This window comes from Comamonas terrae (genome assembly GCF_001544075.1).
Classification (GTDB): Bacteria; Pseudomonadota; Gammaproteobacteria; order Burkholderiales; family Burkholderiaceae_C; genus Comamonas; species Comamonas terrae.
This window is the reverse complement of the sequence record NZ_BCNT01000008.1, coordinates 219944-239180: the sequence shown is the minus strand read 5'-3', so window position 1 is coordinate 239180 and position 19237 is coordinate 219944. Positions and strand designations below refer to the sequence as shown.

At 66.7% G+C, this 19237-nt stretch carries 14 protein-coding genes and 2 riboswitches; of the genes, 1 reads left to right on the top strand and 13 read right to left on the bottom strand.

Going from position 1 to position 19237, the window contains the following annotated elements; translation table 11 throughout:
• Positions 1–231: 231 nt before the first annotated feature.
• From Cte04_RS13885 to gcvT, 12 genes are all read right to left on the bottom strand, one after another.
• Positions 232–987 (bottom strand): SDR family NAD(P)-dependent oxidoreductase, encoded by a 756-nt coding sequence (locus Cte04_RS13885; RefSeq protein ID WP_066478738.1) that lies wholly within the window; start codon positions 985–987, stop codon positions 232–234.
• A gap of 263 nt (positions 988–1250) precedes the next feature.
• Positions 1251–1961, bottom strand: coding sequence for an ABC transporter ATP-binding protein (locus Cte04_RS13880; protein ID WP_066478735.1), 711 nt, complete (start codon positions 1959–1961; stop codon positions 1251–1253).
• A complete protein-coding gene (gene livG, locus Cte04_RS13875) occupies positions 1961–2728 on the bottom strand; it encodes a high-affinity branched-chain amino acid ABC transporter ATP-binding protein LivG (protein WP_066478732.1) in 768 nt (255 codons plus the stop codon). The genes Cte04_RS13880 and livG overlap by 1 nt, the downstream gene beginning before the upstream one ends.
• A 55-nt stretch (positions 2729–2783) precedes the next feature.
• Complete coding sequence (locus Cte04_RS13870; protein WP_066478729.1) at positions 2784–4019, bottom strand: high-affinity branched-chain amino acid ABC transporter permease LivM; 1236 nt, start codon at positions 4017–4019, stop codon at positions 2784–2786.
• Positions 4019–4945: a high-affinity branched-chain amino acid ABC transporter permease LivH gene (gene livH / locus Cte04_RS13865; RefSeq protein ID WP_066478727.1), complete on the bottom strand. Its 927-nt coding sequence runs from the start codon at positions 4943–4945 to the stop codon at positions 4019–4021. The genes Cte04_RS13870 and livH overlap by 1 nt, the downstream gene beginning before the upstream one ends.
• Before the next feature lie 99 nt (positions 4946–5044).
• Positions 5045–6166, bottom strand: coding sequence for a branched-chain amino acid ABC transporter substrate-binding protein (locus Cte04_RS13860; protein ID WP_066478725.1), 1122 nt, complete (start codon positions 6164–6166; stop codon positions 5045–5047).
• A gap of 349 nt (positions 6167–6515) precedes the next feature.
• Positions 6516–7298: an RluA family pseudouridine synthase gene (locus Cte04_RS13855; protein ID WP_066478723.1), complete on the bottom strand. Its 783-nt coding sequence runs from the start codon at positions 7296–7298 to the stop codon at positions 6516–6518.
• Positions 7291–9492, bottom strand: a complete 2202-nt coding sequence (locus Cte04_RS13850; RefSeq protein WP_066478715.1) for a PAS domain-containing hybrid sensor histidine kinase/response regulator — start codon at positions 9490–9492, stop codon at positions 7291–7293. Before Cte04_RS13850 ends, Cte04_RS13855 begins: the two co-directional genes overlap by 8 nt.
• 107 nt (positions 9493–9599) lie before the next feature.
• Positions 9600–11096 carry a hypothetical protein gene (locus Cte04_RS13845; protein WP_066478710.1) on the bottom strand — a complete coding sequence of 499 codons (1497 nt, stop codon included), beginning with the start codon at positions 11094–11096 and terminating at the stop codon, positions 9600–9602.
• A 166-nt stretch (positions 11097–11262) separates the two neighbouring features.
• Positions 11263–14166, bottom strand: a complete 2904-nt coding sequence (gcvP, locus tag Cte04_RS13840) for an aminomethyl-transferring glycine dehydrogenase (RefSeq protein ID WP_066478705.1) — start codon at positions 14164–14166, stop codon at positions 11263–11265.
• A 121-nt stretch (positions 14167–14287) separates the two neighbouring features.
• Positions 14288–14662 (bottom strand): glycine cleavage system protein GcvH, encoded by a 375-nt coding sequence (gene gcvH / locus Cte04_RS13835; protein WP_066478699.1) that lies wholly within the window; start codon positions 14660–14662, stop codon positions 14288–14290.
• Between the two features lie 91 nt (positions 14663–14753).
• The gene (gene gcvT / locus Cte04_RS13830; RefSeq protein WP_281178780.1) at positions 14754–15863 is read right to left on the bottom strand and encodes a glycine cleavage system aminomethyltransferase GcvT; all 1110 of its coding nucleotides are present in this window, start codon (positions 15861–15863) and stop codon (positions 14754–14756) included.
• A 125-nt stretch (positions 15864–15988) separates the two neighbouring features.
• Positions 15989–16096, bottom strand: a riboswitch (glycine riboswitch).
• A gap of 18 nt (positions 16097–16114) precedes the next feature.
• Positions 16115–16223: riboswitch (glycine riboswitch) on the bottom strand.
• Positions 16224–16653: 430 nt separating this feature from the next.
• On the opposite strand from gcvT, the gene Cte04_RS13825 reads away from it, so the two are divergent.
• Positions 16654–17109 carry an Lrp/AsnC family transcriptional regulator gene (locus Cte04_RS13825; protein ID WP_066478697.1) on the top strand — a complete coding sequence of 152 codons (456 nt, stop codon included), beginning with the start codon at positions 16654–16656 and terminating at the stop codon, positions 17107–17109.
• Positions 17110–17131: 22 nt separating this feature from the next.
• On the opposite strand, the gene Cte04_RS13820 is transcribed toward Cte04_RS13825, so the two are convergent.
• The gene (locus Cte04_RS13820; protein WP_245633376.1) at positions 17132–19237 is read right to left on the bottom strand and encodes a TonB-dependent receptor; all 2106 of its coding nucleotides are present in this window, start codon (positions 19235–19237) and stop codon (positions 17132–17134) included.

Below are 19237 nucleotides of genomic sequence, written 5' to 3'. Positions count from 1 at the left end.
TTGTTGCTAGATGTGCATGCACAGCATGCGGACCATTCTGCCACGTCCCGGACCTTGCCATGGCTGCCGGCGCGATGGCAGCCGTTCCTATCGGGCAAAGCAGCCATGCGTGCGATCGGCGTACCGGGAAGGCACAGGGCGCGGGATGAATGAGAATTTTTGATGAAACAGGCCGCCAGCGCTTGCGAGTCGGGCGCCGGCAGCTATTCCATCTGTAGCGGCTGCAAAAGCTCAGGGCTGGCGTACATCGGCGACGACCTGTTCGCCGAAATCGGGCCGCTCCAGCCAGGCCAGCACGCGTGCAGCAGCTTCCTCGGGCGAGGTGAGCTTGCCGGTGGCCTTGAGCTGGGCGAAATTGCCGACGTCCGGAAAATCGCTCTGGTCGGCGCTGCGCAGCTGCACCTGCATATCGGTATCGATGACGCCGGGCGCCAGCGAGCAGATGCGCGCGCCGTGGGGCTTGGCGGCTTCCTCAAGCGCGACGCAGCGGCTGTACTGGTCCATGCCGGCCTTGGCCGTGCAATAGCTGGCCTGCGAAGCCATGGGCCGGCGGCCCAGGCCCGAAGAGATGTTGAGCACCTTGCGCTCGGCTTTCCAGTCGGCCGTGGCGGCCAGGAAGGCGCCGGTCATGGCCATGGGCGCTTCCAGGCCCACGCGCAGCGCATTGATCAGGTCGGCGGCCGGCAGCTGCGACAGCGGCGCGATCTGCGGGATCACGCCGGCATTGTTGATCAGGGTGATGCTGGCCCAGTCATCGGCCTGCAATGCTCGCAGCCAGGTGCCCAGGCGCTGGGCGGCCGCGGCGCTCTGGGCCAGGTCCTGCTGCCACTGGATCAGCTGCGCCGGACTGGCGGCGCTTGCGGCAAGGGTCTCGCTGCTCCTGCGGGCAATGCTCAGCAGGGTGTGGCCCTGGCGCAGCAGCTGCTGGCCCATGGCCAGGCCCATGCCGCGCGAGCCGCCGGTCAAAATCGTCAGATGCTTGGTCATGCGGGAATCTTACGGTCGTTTGCTGGCCACCCCATGCACGTGCTTCTGCGTATGGGAACCACCCTGGAGGCTCAGCCGGGTGCGGCGCCGGCGCTGACGGGCTTGCTCCGGCACGCGGTGGCAGCATGGAAAATGGCCCCACGCTCCCACGCTTCGGATGTTCGCCGCCCCCAAGGGGGCGCTTTTGATCCTGGGGCGGCCCGGCGTTGAAAAAAAGCCCCTGCAGCCGCAAGCTGCAGGGGCTTTCCGGCGAGGGGGCGGCGTCAGGCGCCCAGGTAGGCGCGGCGCACCGCGTCGTTGGTCAGCAGGTTGGCGCCCGTGTCCTCGAGCACCACCTTGCCGGTCTCCAGCACATAGCCGCGGTCGGCGATCTGCAGGGCGCGGTTGGCATTCTGCTCGACGAGGAACACCGTGACGCCTGCCGCGCGGATGGTCTGGATGATCTCGAAGATCTGCGCAATGACCAGCGGGGCCAGGCCCAGCGTGGGCTCGTCCAGCAGCAGCAGGCGCGGCTTGCTCATGAGCGCGCGGCCGATGGCCAGCATCTGCTGCTCGCCGCCTGACATGGTGCCGGCACGCTGGCCGGCGCGTTCGCGCAGGCGCGGGAACAGGCCGAACACATGCTCGATGCCGGCCTCGATCGCCGCCTTGTCGAGGAAGAAGCCGCCCATCTGCAGGTTCTCGGTGACCGTGAGGTCCGAAAAGATGCGGCGTCCCTCGGGCGAGACCGCGATGCCCTTGCGCATGATGTGGTGCGTGGACATCTGCGTGATGTCCTCGCCCTCGTAGAAGACCTTGCCGCCGCTGGCGCGCGGCGTGCCGCAGATGGTCATCAGCAGCGAGGTCTTGCCGGCGCCGTTGGAGCCGATCAGCGAGACGATCTCCCCCTGGTTCACTTGCAGGCTGGCGTTGTCCACGGCGCAGATTGCGCCGTAGTGGGTGGACAGGTTCTGTACTTGCAGCATGGCCGTCATCAGGCTTCTCCCAGATAGGCCTTGATGACCCGTTCATCGTTGCGGATGGCATCGGGCACGCCCGTTGCGATGGGCTTGCCATATTCCATGACCAGGATGCGCTCGGACACCCCCATGACCAGGCCCATGTCGTGCTCGATCAGCAGCACGGCCACGCCGTAGTCGCGGCGCAGCTGGTCGATCAGGCCCTGCAGGTCCTTTTTCTCCTGCGGATTCAGGCCGGCGGCCGGCTCGTCGAGCATGAGCACGCGCGGCTTGGTGATCATGCAGCGCGCGATCTCCAGGCGGCGCTGGTGGCCGTAGGCCAGGTTGCCGGCTTCGCGGTTGACGAAGGAGCGCAGGCCCATGACGTCCAGCCACTTGAGCGCGTTCTCGATCTTCTCCTCTTCCGAGCGGCGATAGCCCGCCGTGTTGAACAGGCCGCCGAGCAGCGTGGAGCGCGACTGGCGATGCTGGGCCACCAGCAGGTTCTCCAGCACGGTCATGTGCTTGAACAGGCGCACGTTCTGGAAGGTGCGCACCACGCCGTGGTTGGCCACCTGGTGGCTGCTCTGCCCGGCGATGCTCCTGCCGTCCAGGACGACGGAGCCGCCCGAGGGCTGGTAGAAACCGCTGATGCAGTTGAACACCGTGGTCTTGCCGGCGCCGTTGGGGCCGATGATGGCAAACACTTCCTGCGGACGCACGTTGAAGCCCACGTTGTCCACGGCCAGCAGGCCGCCAAAGCGCATGCACAGGTCTTTGACTTCTAGCAAATACTCGCTCATGCGCTTGCCCAGTCTTCGGTTGTAGTTATCAAAATGAGAGCGAAGCAGCGGTTCATCACTTCACCTCCACATGATGGCGCTTCATGGGCAGCAGGCCCTGCGGGCGCCAGATCATCATCAGAATCATGACCAGGCCGAAGATCAGCATGCGGTATTCGGAGAATTCGCGCGCCAGCTCGGGCAGGGTGGTGAGGATGATGGCCGCGAGGATCACGCCCAGCTGCGATCCCATGCCGCCCAGCACCACGATGGCCAGGATCAGCGCCGACTCGATGAAGGTGAACGACTCGGGGTTGACGATGCCCTGGCGCGCCGCGAAGAAGGCGCCGCCGAAGCCCGCGAACATGGCGCCCAGCGTGAAGGCCGAGAGCTTGATCTTCATGGGGTTCAGGCCCAGCGAGCGGCAGGCGATCTCGTCCTCGCGCAGCGCCTCCCAGGCCCGGCCGATGGGCATGCGGATCAGGCGGTTGCTGATGAACAGCGTCACCATGGCCAGCAGCAGCGCCATCAAGTACAGGAAGATCACCATGTGCATGGAATTGAATTCCAGGCCGAAGAACTGGTGGAAGGTGGTGCCGCCCTCGACCGAGGGCGAGCGTGCCATTTCCAGCCCGAACACCGAAGGCTTGGGAATGCTGGAGATGCCGTCCGGGCCGCCCGTGAAGCCGGTCAGGTTGGTCAGCAGCAGGCGGATGATTTCGCCGAAGCCCAGCGTCACGATGGCCAGGTAGTCGCCGCGCAGGCGCAGCACGGGAAAGCCCAGCGCGAAGCCGAACGTCGCCGAGGCCAGGCCGGCAAGCGGCAGTGCTTCCCAGAAGGACCAGCCGGCCCAGTGGTACAGCAGCGCGTAGGTATAGGCACCCACGGCATAAAAGCCCACGAAGCCCAGATCCAGCAGGCCGGCAAAGCCCACGACCACGTTCAGGCCCAGGCCCAGCATCACGTAGATCATGGCCAGCGTCGCGATGTCCACGGCATTGCGGCCCGCGAAGAAGGGCCACGAGGCCGCCAGCATCAGCGCCACGAAGATCATGACGTTGCGGGTGGCCGGCTTCACGTCCGGCAGGGCCGGCAGCTCGACCCTGGGCAGCCTGCCGGCGAGCAGGGGCTTGAGCATCTGCACGATGAAGACGGCCAGGCATGCCCAGGCCGTCATGCGCCAGTCGGGCACCACGACGGTGCGCCCGCCGGCGCGCTCCAGGTGCAGGCTGAAGATGGGCGCGACCACGATGGCTGTCATGACCGTGGAAATCAGCGCATCGCGCAAAGAAGCGGAAAAGCTGTATTTCATCAGACCTTCTCCACTTCAGGTTTGCCCAGCAGGCCGGTAGGACGGAACATCAGGATCATCACTAGCAGGCCGAAGGCCACGATGTCCTTGTATTCCGAGGAGATATAGGCTGCGGCGAAGGTTTCCGCCACGCCCAGGATCACGCCGCCCAGCATGGCGCCGGGAATGGAGCCGATGCCGCCGAGCACGGCTGCCGTGAAGGCCTTGATGCCCGCCAGAAAGCCGATGAAGGGATTGAGCTTGCCCACGGCCAGCGCGATCAGCACGCCGCCCACGGCCGCCAGCATGGCGCCCAGCACGAAGGTGAAGGAGATCACCTTGTTGGTGTCGATGCCCAGCAGATTGGCCATGTGCATGTCCTGGGCGCAGGCGCGCGAGGCGCGGCCCATGCGCGAGCGCTTGATGTAGAGCGTCAGCAGCACCATCAGCACCACGGTGACCACGATGATCAGGATGCGCGAGTAGGGCACATAGACCTCGAAGCCGCCTTCGGTGCCGAAGCGCAGGGCGCCGGGAATCAGCGAAGGCACGGCCATGTCGCGCGCACCCTGGCCCAGGGCCACCCAGTTCTGCAGGAAGATGGACATGCCGATGGCAGAGATCAGCGCCACCAGGCGGGGACTCTTGCGCACGGGCTTGTAGGCCACCTGTTCCACCACCAGGCCATAGACGCCGGTGATGAAGACAGAGACCACGAGCATGAGGCCGATGATGGCCCAGACCGGCAGCCCGCTTTGGGTGCCGACCGCCGAGAGGGTGACCAAACCGATGTAGGCGCCGATCATGTAGATGTCGCCATGCGCGAAATTGATCATGCCGATGATGCCGTAGACCATGGTGTAGCCAATGGCGATCAGGGCGTAAATGGCTCCGAGTGAGAGCCCGTTGAATAGCTGTTGTATCAGCTGGGGTACTAAGTCAGACATGCAATGCCACCCGTAAACAGGAAAAGGCCCGAGGGCCAAATAGCAAACAACCGGGGGCGCCGGGCCTTGGCCCGACGCACCCCGGAAGAGTGAGGTGGATTACTTGTTGGCGACGGACTTGCTGCCGTCCTTGTGCCATTCGAACACCTGGAAGTCGAAGGACTTCAGGTCGCCCTGCTGGTTCCAGGCCACGGGGCCCAGCACGGTTTCGAACGTGCTCTTGTGCATGTGGTCGGCCACCTTGGCGGGGTTGTCGCCTGCAGCCTTGATGCTGTCCAGCAGCACCTGGGTGGCGGCGAACGAGGTCAGCTGGAAGGCGCCCGAGGGATTGCGCTTCTTGTCCTTGAAGGCCTTGACCACGGCGGCATTCTTGGGGTTGGCCGAGAAGTCTGCGGGCAGGGTCACCAGCATGCCTTCGACGGCGGGGCCGGCGATGGCGTTGACTTCAGGGTTGCCCACGCCTTCGGGGCCCATCATGCGGACCTTCAGGCCCTGCTCGGCGGCCTGGCGCAGCAGCAGGCCCATTTCGGGGTGGTAGCCGCCGTAGTAGACGAAGTCCACGCCGGCGCTCTTGAGCTTGGTGATCACCGCGGAGTAGTCGCTGTCGCCGGCATTGATGCCTTCGAACAGGGCCACGGGCACGTTGGCCTTCTTCAGGTCGTCGCGCACGGAGGAGGCGATGCCCTGGCCGTACGACTGCTTGTCGTGCAGCACGGCAACCTTCTTGGGCTTGATCTTCTCGATGATGAACTTGGCAGCGGCGGGGCCTTGCTGGTCATCGCGGCCGATGGTGCGGAAGATGAAGTGGTAGTTCTTGCCGTCGGTCAGCGCGGGCGAGGTGGCCGAGGGGGTCACTACGACCACGCCTTCGTTGTTGTAGATGGGCGCCGCGGCAATCGAGGCGCCCGAGCACACGGGGCCGATCACGTAGCCGATCTTGCTGTTGACCACGCGGTTGGCGGCCACGGGGCCCTGCTTGGGTTCGCAGGCGTCGTCCACGGCCACCAGCTCGATCTTCTTGCCGTTGATGCCGCCGGCGGCATTGGCCATTTCCACGGCGGTGTTCACACCTTCCTTGACCATGTCGCCATACTGGGTCAGAGGGCCGGTCGTAGGAACCACCATGGCGATCTTGACTTGGGCATGGGCGCTGGAGAGCAATGCAGCACCTGCCAGGCCGATGGCCGCGACGACGGTATGCATGCGGAACGGAATGCTCATGAGGACTTCCTTCAAATGCGTAAGTGTTCGGAAAAAGCGCAGCCCGCCGCGAAATTGGGGCCGGGCTTTGCGAAGGCTGCCAGATTAAACCAGCGGTTACCGTTGGCAACAGGGTATCCCGGGGCTGGTTTTTTTACGCGCTTTTCGCTACGCACTGCATAGCACGCCGGGCCATCTGGGCCTGCGCTGGCAGCGCTTTGATGTCAAAAGGAAAAGCCTGCAGAAACAGGGCGGTGCACGATGCCGCAATTGGCCTGACGATCTGCAGGGTTGCAAGTGTTTCGAGCGTCTTGCAGCTTGATTTTGTTGCGGTTTTGCGACGAAATGACGAAGCCTGTCTAGACATTCCTCAAAAAGGCGCCGGCGACTCGAAATGGAGCAGCTCCTGCGTGCCGGGATGCCGCAGCGCGAGGTGGCAGGCATGCAGCAGCAGGCGGGGAGCCCAGCCGGAGCTGTTTTCATCGCCATAGAGGGCGTCGCCCAGAATGGGATGGCCGAGTGCTGCCATATGCACCCGCAACTGGTGCGTGCGGCCCGTGACGGGGCTGAGCAGCACCCGCGTGCAGGCATGCGAGTTCCAGGTTTCCTGCGCCACGGCCTGCCACAGGGTTCGGCTGGGCTTGCCCAGCCGCGCGTCGATGATGCGCAGCGGACGCCGCTCCCAATCGGCGGCAATCGGTAGATCAACTACTTGCCAGCCGGCGGGTACGGGGTCGGCGGGTATGCGGCCTTCCGGGGGACGCGCCATGCCGCGCCGCGGCGCAGGCTCTGGCCGTGCTTGCTCCGCGAAGTAGGGAAGGCTTGCCGCCGGCAGGGATACCTGGCCGGCCAGCGGGTCGAGCCGGCCGGCAACCACGGCGGCATAGCGCTTTTCCACCTGCCGCTGCGCAAAGGCCTGGCTCAGCAGGCGTTGGCTGTGCAGGCCGCGCGCCATCACCACCAGGCCGGAAGTGGCCTGGTCCAGCCGGTGCACGACGAGTGCATCGGGCCAGCGCCGCAGGGCACGCGCGCTCAGGCAATCCTGCTTGTCGTGGCCGCGGCCCGGCACGCACAGCAGGCCCGCGGGCTTTTCCAGCACCAGCAGATCCTCGTCTTCATGCCGGCAGACCAGACCCTCTGGAATCTCACTCATGCAGCAGCCGGTGGACGGTGGCGCAAAGCTCCTCCACATCGTTGGGCTTGTGTATCAGTGCGCGTGCGCCGGCGCTCAGCGCGGCCTGCTCGATCTCCGCCGTGACATAGCCCGAGGCCAGGGCCACGGGCAGCGCCGGCTGGGCCTGCAGGGCCTCGCGCACCAGGTCCACGCCGCTGTAGCCGGGCATGTTGTAGTCCGTCACGAGCAGGTGGACGCCGGACGGATCGGTCTGCAGCCGGGCCAGTGCCTCGTGTGGATCGGTGAAGCCGCTGACGGTATAGCCGCGCCGGCGCAGCAGTCGCGTCACGAGGAATACCAGTGCCTGGTCGTCGTCCACATACATGATGTGCCGGGCCGCATCCGGGGTGGCTGCTCCTGCCGGCAGTGCTGCCGCCGGAGCGAGATCCGCAGCGGGATGGCGCGCATGGGAGGCAGGGATGCCGCCCAGCGAGGCGGGCATCTCGGTGTCGACCAGCGGAAAGTACAGCGTGAAGCGGCTGCCCTGGCCCGGAACGCTGAACACGTCCACGGCGCCGCCGTGGGTCCGCATCACGCCATGCACGACCGACAGGCCCAGGCCTGTGCCCTGGCCGACCGGCTTGGTGGTGAAGAAGGGCTCGAAGATGCGCTGCTGCGTGGCCACGTCCATGCCCGGGCCGTTGTCCTGTACCGAGAGCGTGATGTAGCTGGCATGGGGCAGGCCCAGGCGCGCGCAGGCATGGGCTTCGGGTTGGGTCAGATGGGCTTCCATCTGGATCAGGCCGCGGGCCTCGCCCAGCGCATGCATGGCGTTGTTGCACAGGTTGAACAGCGCCTGCTCGACCTGGGTCGGGTCGGCCAGCAGCGGCGGCACGGGCACGGTCATGCGTATCTGCAGCTCGATGGCCGGCGGCAGGGTCACGCGCAGCAGGCGGGCCGTGTCCTGCATGACCTCGCTGACCTGCACGATGCGGCGCTCGGGCGCATCGTTGCGGCTGAAGGTCAGGATCTGGCGCACCAGGTCGCGCGCGCGGCGGCCGGCCTTCTCGATTTCGCGCAGGCTTTCCAGCGCTGCCGGGTTGTCGCTGCAGTCGGCCTTGGCCAGTTCGACGTTGCCGAGGATGGCGCCCACGATGTTGTTGAAGTCGTGGGCGATACCGCCGGCCATGGTGCCCACGGCCTGCATCTTGTGGGATTCGCGCAGCTGCGACTCCAGGGCGCCGCGCTGCGCCTCGGCCTTCTTGCGGCTGGTCAGGTCGCGGGCGAAAACGGTGGTGGTGTCGCCGTTGTTGTGGTGTTCGAACGAGACGCTGACTTCGACCGGCACCTCGCGCCCGCTGGCGGTGCGCGCGGCCATCTCGCCCAGAATGGCCTGGGTGGTCAGCGGCGCAAAGGCCAGTGCGCGTGCCGCGTCGGGCAGGAAGCGATCCAGGGGGCTGCCCAGCGCATCATGGGGCGAGCACAGGAACAGGGCGGCTGCCGTGGGATTGAAGACGGTGATGCGCTGGTTCGCATCCACGCAGATGATGGCATCCAGCGAGGAGTTGATGATGGATTCCAGGCGCTTTTCACTCGCATGCAGCTGCAGGTTGCGCTCCTGCAGCGTCTGGCGCTCCGCCAGCAGCGGCCCCTGGTTGACCATGGCGCACAGGAACTGGGGCGCGGACTGGCCGTTCTGCTGGCGCACCGAGATGCAGGCGATATGCAGGTCGCCCCACAGCTGGATTTCCTCGTTGATGTCGAAGGCGACTTCGTAGGCCTGGGCGCTGCCCTGCTCGTGCGCGAGCGCAAACGCCTGCCGCACGCGCTCCACGTCGTGCGCGTGCACGAACGGCATGAAGTTGACCAGCAGCCGGTCCCGCTCCGTGGGCTGGAAGGCGCTGTGGGCCATGGCATTGGCCTGCACCACCATGTCGTGCTCGTCGAGCACCAGCAGGGGCAGGGGAATGTTGGCAAACAGGGCCTCGAAGCGCTCCGAGGCGCTTTCCGCCACGGCCTGGCTGTAGTTGAGCACCTCGTTCTGCAGTTCCAGCTCGCGCTGGTAGTTGCGCAGCTCGGCAACCAGCGCCTGCAGCGGATCCTCGTCTTCGGGAACGATGGGGCGTATGTCCGACGACAGGGCGGGAGCCGGGGAGCCGGGGGCCAGCAGTGCATGCAGGGGCAGGCTGTCCGGTTCGTCGTCGAGAGGGGGCGTGGGTTCTGGGCTGCTCATGGCGGGAAATACATTGCAGACCCAAGGGTTGCAAAAAGTAGGCGCAGTGTAAGCGCCTCGCAGGCCGCCAACAAGCCGCAGGCCGTTTTCCGGCGCACGACCGCCGCCTAGGGCTTGCCGCCCGGCTCCAGGTCGTAGCTGTGGATCTGGAGGTCGCGGCTGTTGTACCAGTTGCCCTGGGCCCAGTGGACCCGGCCGGTGCTAGGCTCGAAGCCCAGCACGCCCAGGTAGCCGTCGATCGCGAGCTTGTGCCAGGAAGCGCCCCAGTCGCTGGAATAGAAGACCGCATTGGCCGAGATGCTGGAGTCGCGTACGGGGGAGAGCCAGCGCGGCACCTGGTAGCTGCTCATGGTGTTGGCCAGCAGCACCTTGTCTCCGACCCGGAAGTCGCGCAGGCCGGACGAGGAAGCCAGGGGGTGGAACGGGCTGGGCAGCGGCCCGTAGTCCACCCAGGTCCGGCCGGTGCTGTTCCATTCGGCCACCCGGGGCAGGGGCTGGCCGTCGCGCTGCAGCACGGCAATCGTCCTGCCGGCACTGTTGGCCTGCAGCTCGGTGACGGCAAAGCCTTCCATGTGCTCGGGCAAGGCCATGTCCCAGCGGCCGGCGCTGCGGCGCAGCTCGGCGCGGGTGCTGACGCTGATCGAGGTATCCAGGTGGGGGCCGCCGGGCGGCCCATACATGAAGGTCTGGCTGATCCAGAGCACGGCCTGGTCCGGGCCGTACTGGACGACATGCGCCCGTATGCGGCCATGCCTGCCGTTGATGTCGCCCCAGTCGGCATCGGCAGGCGCCTTGCCGCGCAGGTCGTCCAGCGTCTTGAGCAGCGGCGCGGATGCCGCGACGGATTCCACGGTGCGGCCCAGGTCCGGCGAATAGAACAGGCCGCTGGGGCTGCCTTGCGTCGGCGCGGCTTGCTCTTCACCGAATTCGAAATCCCTCCATGCCCAGACTTCCCGGTCTCCGTGGAACTGCGGGCGCATGCTCCAAGCCTGCCAGTTCACCTGCGGCAGCCAGCCGCTCTCCAGCCATTGCCAGCTTTGGCCCTGGTCGTCGCTGCGCAGCACGGCGGTCTGCTCCAGCGCAGGTTTCGCCTCCGAAGCCTGCGGCCGTTCCAGATCGGTCAGCAGATACAGCGTGGAACCATCGGGCGTGGCGAGCAGGCAGCCCGTACCGTTGAGCCGGGCCACTTCATGGAAGATGCCGTCTTCGGCCAGGCGCGAGACATAGGTGGTCTGCTCGGGCTTGCGGTGCCAGGCATTCCAGGGCGTGCCCCAGTCCTCCGGCGGCGCCTGCGCGGCGCGCTTGCCACCATAGACCAGGGTATCGAGCTGAACGGAGCCTTCGGGCTGGGGGGTGATGTCGTGGGCATCTTCGAGCCGGCCCACGAGCCAGGTGTTTCTGGGCGTGCGGACCAGGCCCGTGCAGTATTGCTGCATGGCGCGCTGGTGGAGGTTCTGCACCCGGCCGGTCACCGCAGGCTGCGGCTCGGCCCCGCCGATCTCCAGCTTGGCGCGCAGCAAAATGCCCTGATAGACGGCCGCGGCTGCCAGCAACAGCAGTACGGCACTGGCCAGAGGCCATCGGGAGCGTTTCGGTCGGAGCATGCGGGCGGTTGCAGAAAGGTGGCAAAAGGCTGGAACTTGCACAGGCAAAGCGGCGCGGTGTGCCCTCCCGAAGGAAGGCGCAACGCCTCAGTGCGCCTGCGCAAGTGTAAGAGCCCCGGACCGACCGCGCGCGTCCGGCCTGCAAATGGCCGATGGCCCCGCTGCTTCAGCCGGCAGGCTCTGCCAGCGGCACGCAGCTGCAAAAGAGGTTGCGGTCCCCGTAGACGTTGTCGACCCGGCCCACGGGCGACCAGTATTTGCCGTGTCGCAGCGCGGCCAGCGGATAGGCCGCGGTTTCGCGGCTGTAGGCATGCTGCCAGTCATCGCTGGCCACCTGCTCGGCGGTGTGGGGCGCGTTCTTGAGCGGATTGTCCTCGCGCGGCCACCGGCCGGCCTCGATCTCGCGGATTTCTTCGCGGATGGCGATCATGGCGGCGACAAAGCGGTCGATATCGGCCAGCGGCTCGCTTTCGGTGGGCTCCACCATCAGGGTGTTGGCCACGGGGAAGGACAGCGTGGGCGCATGGAAGCCGTAGTCGATCAGGCGCTTGGCCACATCCTCGGCCATCACGCCGCAGGTTTCCTTCAGCCCGCGCAGGTCCAGGATGCATTCATGTGCCACATGGCCGTTGGCCGATGCGTACAGCGTGGGGTAATGCCGGCGCAGGCGCGCGCTGATGTAGTTGGCGCTGAGGATGGCCGTTTCGGTGGCCTGCTTGAGGCCTTCGGCACCCATCATGCGGATATACATCCAGCTGATGGGCAGAACGGCCGCATTGCCCAGGGGCGCTGCGCTGACGGCTCCTGTTCTTGAATCCATTCCGCCCGTTGCGTGGCCGGGCAGGAAGGGGACCAGGTCCTCCACCACGCAGACCGGGCCCACGCCGGGGCCGCCGCCGCCGTGGGGAATGCAGAAGGTCTTGTGCAGGTTCAGGTGGCTCACGTCGCCGCCGAATTCACCTGGCGCGGCCACGCCGACCAGGGCATTCATGTTGGCGCCGTCCACGTAGACGCGGCCGCCGTGGCGGTGCACCAGGGCGCACAGCTCCCTGACCTGGGTTTCGAACACGCCGTGCGTGCTGGGGTAGGTGATCATCACGCAGGCCAGGTTGGCGCTGTGCTGCTCGCACTTGGCCTGCAGGTCGGCCAGATCCACGTTGCCGTTGTCGTCGCATTGGGTGACGACCACCTGCATGCCCACCATCTGGGCGCTGGCGGGATTGGTGCCGTGGGCGCTGCTGGGGATCAGGCAGATGTTGCGGTGCGCCTCGCCGCGGCTGGCATGCCATCCCCTGATGGCCAGCAGGCCTGCATATTCCCCCTGGCTGCCGGCATTGGGCTGCAGGCTCACGCCCGCATAGCCCGTGGCCTCGCACAGCCAGCGGCGCAACTGTGCATCCAGCTCGGCATAGCCGGCCAGCTGGTCGGCGGGAGCGAAGGGATGGATGTTGGCGAACTCGGGCCAGGTGATGGGAATCATCTCGCTGGTGGCATTGAGCTTCATGGTGCACGAGCCCAGCGGAATCATCGAGCGGTCCAGCGCCAGATCCTTGTCGGAAAGGCTGCGGATGTAGCGCAGCATGGCTGTCTCTGAATGATGGGTGTTGAACACCGGATGCGCCAGAAAGCTGCTGCTGCGCTGCAGCGCCTCCGGAATCAGCGAGGGCAGGCCTTCGTCCATGGCGGCAATGGTCGGCAGCGGCTGGCCGTCCTGCGCGAAGACGGTCCACAGCAGCTCCACGTCGGCGCGGGTGCTGGTCTCGTCCAGGCTGATGCACAGGTATTCATCCCAGGCTTTTCTCAGGTTTGCGCCCATGGATGCAGCGCGGGCAGCTATGGAATCGGTAGCTTCACGCGTGTGCAGCGAAATGGTGTCGAAGGCCGTGTCGTGGTGGCGGCTGTGATAGCCCAGATGGGCCAGGCCGCGGCTCAGGATGGCCGTGAGCCGCGCCACGCGCTTCGCGATGCGGGTCAGGCCCTGGGGGCCGTGGTAGACCGCATACATGCTGGCGACCACGGCGGGCAGCACCTGGGCCGTGCAGATGTTGGAGGTCGCCTTTTCGCGGCGGATGTGCTGTTCGCGCGTCTGCAGCGCCAGGCGGTAGGCGGGGCGGCCGTGCGCATCCACGCTCACGCCGACCAGGCGGCCGGGCAGGGAGCGCTTGTATTCATCGCGGCAGGCCATGAAGGCCGCATGCGGGCCGCCGGCGCCCATGGGCATGCCAAAGCGCTGGGTGCTGCCCACCACGATATCGGCATCCCATTCGCCGGGCGGCGTGATCAGCGTCAGGGCCAGCAGGTCGGCGGCGAAGATGGCGGCCGCCTGCTTGGCGTGGATGGCCTGCACGTCGGCCTGCCAGTCCGCGATCCAGCCGCTGCTGGCCGGATACTGGATCAGCGCGGCAAAGAAGTCGCCGGCCAGCGCGGCCTCCCACTCCTCCTTGGAATTGGCCACGACCACCTGGATGCCCAGCGGCGCGGCACGGGTGCGGATGACCTCTATGGTCTGGGGATGGGTGTCGCCCGCAATCACCAGCGTGTCGCTTCTGGATTTGGCGGCGCGCCTGGCCAGCGTCATGGCCTCGGCGGCGGCCGTGGCTTCGTCGAGCATGGAGGCGTTGGCGATCGGCATGCCGGTCAGGTCGCAGACCATGGTCTGGAAGTTGACAAGCGCTTCCATGCGGCCCTGGGAAATTTCGGCCTGGTAGGGCGTGTAGGCGGTGTACCAGGCGGGATTCTCGAGCACGTTGCGCAGGATGACCCCCGGCGTATGCGTGCCGTAGTAGCCCTGGCCGATGAAGTTCTTGAATATTCTGTTCCTGGCCGCGATGGCCTTGAGTTCGGCCAGCGCCTGGGCCTCGGAAACGGCGGCCGGCAGCTGCATGGGGCGGCTGCGCCGGATGGCGGGCGGGACGATGGAGTCCATGAGCGCGGCGCGCGAGGCTTCGCCGATCACGGACAGCATATGGGCTTCGTCCTGCGCATCGATGCCGATATGGCGGGGCACGAATTCACCGGGGTTTTCCAGCGACTGCAGGGTCTCGGCGGGGGAAGGGGGCGACATCAGCATGGAGTTGACCTAATCTCAAAAGATTCTCGGAAGCGATGGCTGGCGGAGCGTGCGTGCCGCATGCGCGGCCGGCTCCAGTGAAAAAGCCCCGGCAAACCGCTTGCGGGGGCTTTGGCAGGGCTTAGCTGTTGCTGGCGAAATCGTTGTAGGCGGTTTCGTCCATGAGGCCGGCCAGCTCGCCGGCATCGCTCATCCTGACCTTGAAGAACCAGCCGGCGCCCAGAGGATCGCTGTTGGCCAGGGCCGGGTCGGCGCGCAAAGCTTCGTTGACTTCCACGATCTCGCCGGTCACGGGCATGTAGACATCGGCAGCGGCCTTGACGGACTCCACCACGCCGGCCACCTCGCCCTGCTTGAAGGTGGCGCCCACGGCGGGCAGGTCGACGAACACCACGTCGCCCAGCGCGTCCTGCGCATGCAGGGTGATGCCGACCACGGCGGCGTTGGTGTCGGCGGCATTGATCCACTCATGTTCTTTGGAATATTGGATGCTCATGGAAACTCCAGATGGGGAAACAAAATCGGGTTTTGAGAAAGGTCAGCCCGCACTGTAGCGGTTTGCAGCGCCGCTTCGGATGAAAACCGGCTCAGCCCCGGTAGTAGTTGGCCGGCACGAACGGCGTGGCCGTCACCTGCATGGGCACGGGCTTGCCGCGCACCATGGCGAAGACCTGCGTGCCGACGGCCGCATAGTCGGGCTGCACATAGGCCAGCGCCACGGGCTTGTCGAGCGTGGGGCTGAGCAGGCCGCTGGTGATGTGGCCAATGTGCTGGCCATCCATGTTCTCGAGCACGGCGCTCTCGCGCACGGGGATGCGCTCCAGCGCCACCAGGCCCACGCGCTTGCGCGGCAGCCGGCCGGGATCCTGGAGTTCGGCCAGCACGCGGCTGGCGCCGGGGAATCCGCCTTCGCGCTCGCCGCCGCTGCGCCGCACCTTCTGGATGGCCCAGCCCAGGCTGGCCTGCGCCGGCGTGGTGCTGGTGTCGATGTCGTTGCCGTACAGGCACAGGCCGGCTTCCAGCCGCAGCGAATTGCGCGCGCCCAGGCCCACGGGCGCGACCTCGGGCTGGGCCAGCAGCGCGCGGGCCAGCGCCTGGGCGCCGGCCGCGGGCACGGAGATCTCGAAGCCGTCCTCGCCCGTATAGCCGCTGCGCGTGATGTAGAGCCGGTGGCCCTGCCAGTCGAAGTGGTTGCCGCTCATGAAGACCAGGCTGGTCACATGGGGCAGCAGCCGCGCCAGGGCCTGCACGGCCTTGGGGCCCTGCAGCGCCAGCAGGGCCCGCTCGGGCAGCGGCACGACTTCGCAGCGCTGGCCGATGCGGGTGCGGATATGCGCGATGTCGGCCTGCTTGCAGGCGCCGTTGACGATGAGGAACAGGTCGTCGCCTCGGTTGACGAACATCAGATCGTCCAGAATGCCGCCTTCGTCGTTGAGCAGCAGGCCGTAGCGCTGCCTGTGCAGGCCCAGTCCCTGCACGTCCACGGGCATGAGCGACTCCAGCGCCAGTGCCGCCTGCGGGCCGCGCAGCAGCAGCTGGCCCATGTGGGAGACGTCGAACAGGCCGGCCGACCGGCGGGTGTGCAGATGCTCGGCCATCAGCCCCTGCGGATACTGCACGGGCATGGAGTAGCCGGCAAACGGCACCATGCGCGCGCCCAGTTCCTGGTGCAGGGCGAACAGCGGCGTGGTCAGCAGCTCGCCTGCCGGCGAAGCGGGCGAGGGGGATGCTTTGGCATCGGCAGCGGAAACAGGGGTCACAGGCAAGCGCTCCGGTCATGAACCAAGGGTTGTGCCATGCACGGCAGGGCCATGCGTGGCGGGCTTGCCCTGCTGTCCGCTTTACCTGAGAGATTCACCGCTGCGCCAGGGCTGCGGCTTGCTCCTTCGGTGGATGCCGGCGGGCGGCATCTCTCTCCAGCAAGGAACGCCGGCAAGCCGGGGCCTGCCTGCGGTCGCCAGTCCTTTTGCCTGAGCGTTCGGGGCCAGCCAAGCTGGGCCTGCGCCTTCGGCGGTGCATGGCCGGGGCCGGCTTGCACTCTCTCCTGACGAGCGCCATTTTAGGCACGGTTTTTTGCACTGCACCACGCGGGTTTGCGCGGGGGTGTCCGCAGGGAGGTCCTGTTTTGATAGCAGCTTGCGCATGAATAACTTGGATTGCAGGTTAATTGATTCATGAAATCAATATGCAGATGGCGCTGGCTGCTATGGCCATGGGAGCTTTCCAGGCCTGCCCGCAAATGCAACAGGCCGCGCCACTGCGGGTAAGCGGCGCGGCCTGGAACGGGTCCGGAGGGCGGATCAGGCAACCTGGCGCTGACGGTAAACAACGGTGCTGCTTGAATGGGGTTGCTGCGTCGGTAAACGTGCTTCCATGGACTTCAGTGTGCATGTTGCATCGCAGAAAGGGTTGCTTTAAATTCTGCGAATATGGGTTTGCTACAGAAAATTTTTCTGTTGATGTGCAAAAAGCGATAAATTCAAGGCTATGGATGCCTTGGATAAAAAGATTCTTTCCGTGTTGCAGGGTAATGCGCGCGCCAGCCTGCAGGAAATCGGCGCCGCCGTGGGCCTGAGCGCATCGCCGTGCTGGGCACGCATCAGGAAGCTGGAGGAATCCGGCGTGATCGAAGGCTACACGGTGCGTCTCAATCCCCAGGCGCTGGGGCTGGCCGACACGGTGCTGGTCATGGTCACGCTGGACAGCCACTCCGACAACACGCTGGAGAAGTTCGGCGAGGTGCTGGCCACCATCCCGGAGGTGGTGGAGGCCCATCTGGTCTCGGGCGAATACGACTACCTGCTGCGCGTGGTGGTCAGGGACACGCGCGACTACGAGCGCCTGCTGCGCGAGAAGCTCTACAAGATCAAGGGCATACGCCACAGCCAGTCGAGCTTCGTGCTGCGCACGCTCAAGAAGTCGGACCTGCCGCTGGGCGTCTGAGCCCGCGGCAGGCCCGGCGGCCTCAGAACGAGAACGTGGCCGCGAGGCGGAAGGTGCGCGGCGGCGCCGGCATGGCATAGCCGTCGGCGAACATGCCGGACCAGTAGGCGCGGTCGGTCAGGTTCTCGATGTAGCCGTTGATGGTGACCGGCGTGCGGCCCACGCGGGTCTTGTACCGGGCGCTGACATCGAAGCGGTGCGAGCCGGGCAGGCGCAGGGTGTTGGCCGAATCGACCCACTGGCGGCCGGTATAGACCACGCGGCCGCCCAGGCTCAGGTTCTCGATGGGGGTGGTCCAGTCCAGGCCCAGGTTGGCCGTCCAGCCCGGAACGCCGTAGCTGTCCTTGCCGGTGTTGCGCTGCAGGGCCTGGGTATAGGCGAGGCCGCCCAGCAGCTCCAGCGTGGGCGCGATCTGGCCGAAGGCCGTCCATTCCACGCCGCGCACGCGCTGCTTGCCGCCTTCGTACATGGATTTGCCGTCGGCTGCCGTGATCAGCGTGGGCCTATCGATCTGGAACAGGCTGATCGTATGCGTGAGCGCGCCCTGGCGGTGCTTGACGCCCAGTTCCACCTGCCGGGTGCGGTAGGGCGCGAAGGACTGACCGGCGTTGGTGTAGCCGGCATTGAAGGGCACGATCTGGCCGGGCGACAGGCCTTCCATGTAATTGGCGTACAGCGAGGTGTTCGGCCCCCAGGGCTTGGCCACGACGCCGGCCGAGGGCGAGACGCGCGATTCGTCGTAGCCGTTGATCTGCCTGACGTTCTGCAGGCGCGCGCCCAGGGTGAGCAGCAGGCGGCCGTCCAGCATGTCCAGCGTGTCGACCACGGCCAGCGAGCGCAGGTCGTTGTCGATGCTGAACCGGGCAGGCGCAGGCGCGGCGGGGAAGGGCGGCGTGACGGGGTCGTAGATGTTCTGGTCCCAGCCCTCGGCGGCGCGGCTGGAGCTGCCGTCCTTGTGGTTGAGCGCCGAAGCCGTGATGTTGAGCGTGTGCCTGACGGTGCCGGTGGCGAACTTGCCGCGCACGCCGATCTCGGCGACGCGGTCGCGCGTGATGGTGTCCACGTTGTAGACATAGCCCTTGGCGGCGCCGTTGTCGCCGGTGACGATCATGCGCGTGCCGAACATCAGGCCCTGGCCGTGGCTGTTGACGGCGCCGGCGGCGGCGTAGGCCGTCCAGTCGGGTGCCAGGCGCAGCTCGCCGCGCACGGTGATTCCGTCGTCGTCGAAGCGGCCGTTCGTGCCGCGGAAGGCGTTGACGTCGCTGTCCGGTACGGGCACCAGCCGGCCTATGCCGACCACGTTGCCGCGCCGCGTGGCCAGGCCGTACATGGCCTGGCTGCCGTTGCGGATGGTTTCGCGGCTGCTGTAGGCATCGACGGTGACGTTCCAGCTGTCGCCCTGGTAGTCCAGTGCCAGCGCTCCCAGGCGGCGGCCTTTGTGCTGCTCGGCCACGCCGGTGTCGCCGCCGCCATACGCGCCGTTGAAGCGCAGGCCCAGGCGGCCTTCTTCGCCAAACCGCCGGCCGACGTCGGCATGGGCCTGAAAGTAGGAGTCCGAAGAGTACGAGGTGGTGATCTCGGTGACAGGCCGGGCCCCGGCGCGCTTGGGCACCAGATTGATGCTGCCGCCCAGATTGCTGTCCGGCGCCATGCCGCCCAGCATGGTGCTGGGGCCGCGCAGCACTTCGACGCGCTCGATCATCTCGGTGGGGATATGGCCCTTGGGCGCCATGCCGTACAGGCCGCCGTAGGCCACGCTGGGGCCGTTCACGTCCAGGCCGCGGATGCGGAAATGCTCGAGCATGTGGCCGCTGTTGGTGGTGTAGCGCACCGAGGGATCGCTTTGCAGCACGTCGGCCAGCGTGCGGGCCTGCTGGTCCTGGATGGCCTGCTGGGTATAGGCCGTGGCGCTGACGGGGGCATCGAGCACATCGGTGTTGCCCAGAACCCCCAGGCGCAGGCCCTGGGCGGCCTTGCCGCCGGGCGCGGCCGAAGGCAGGGCTTCGGGATCCTGTTCGCCGGTGACGGCGACCTCGGGCAGGGTGGGGGCGGACTGGGCCGCGGCGGGCAGGGCCATGCAGGCCAGGGCGGCGGCACATGCCAGCGGCAGAGCTCGGGGAGTGAACAC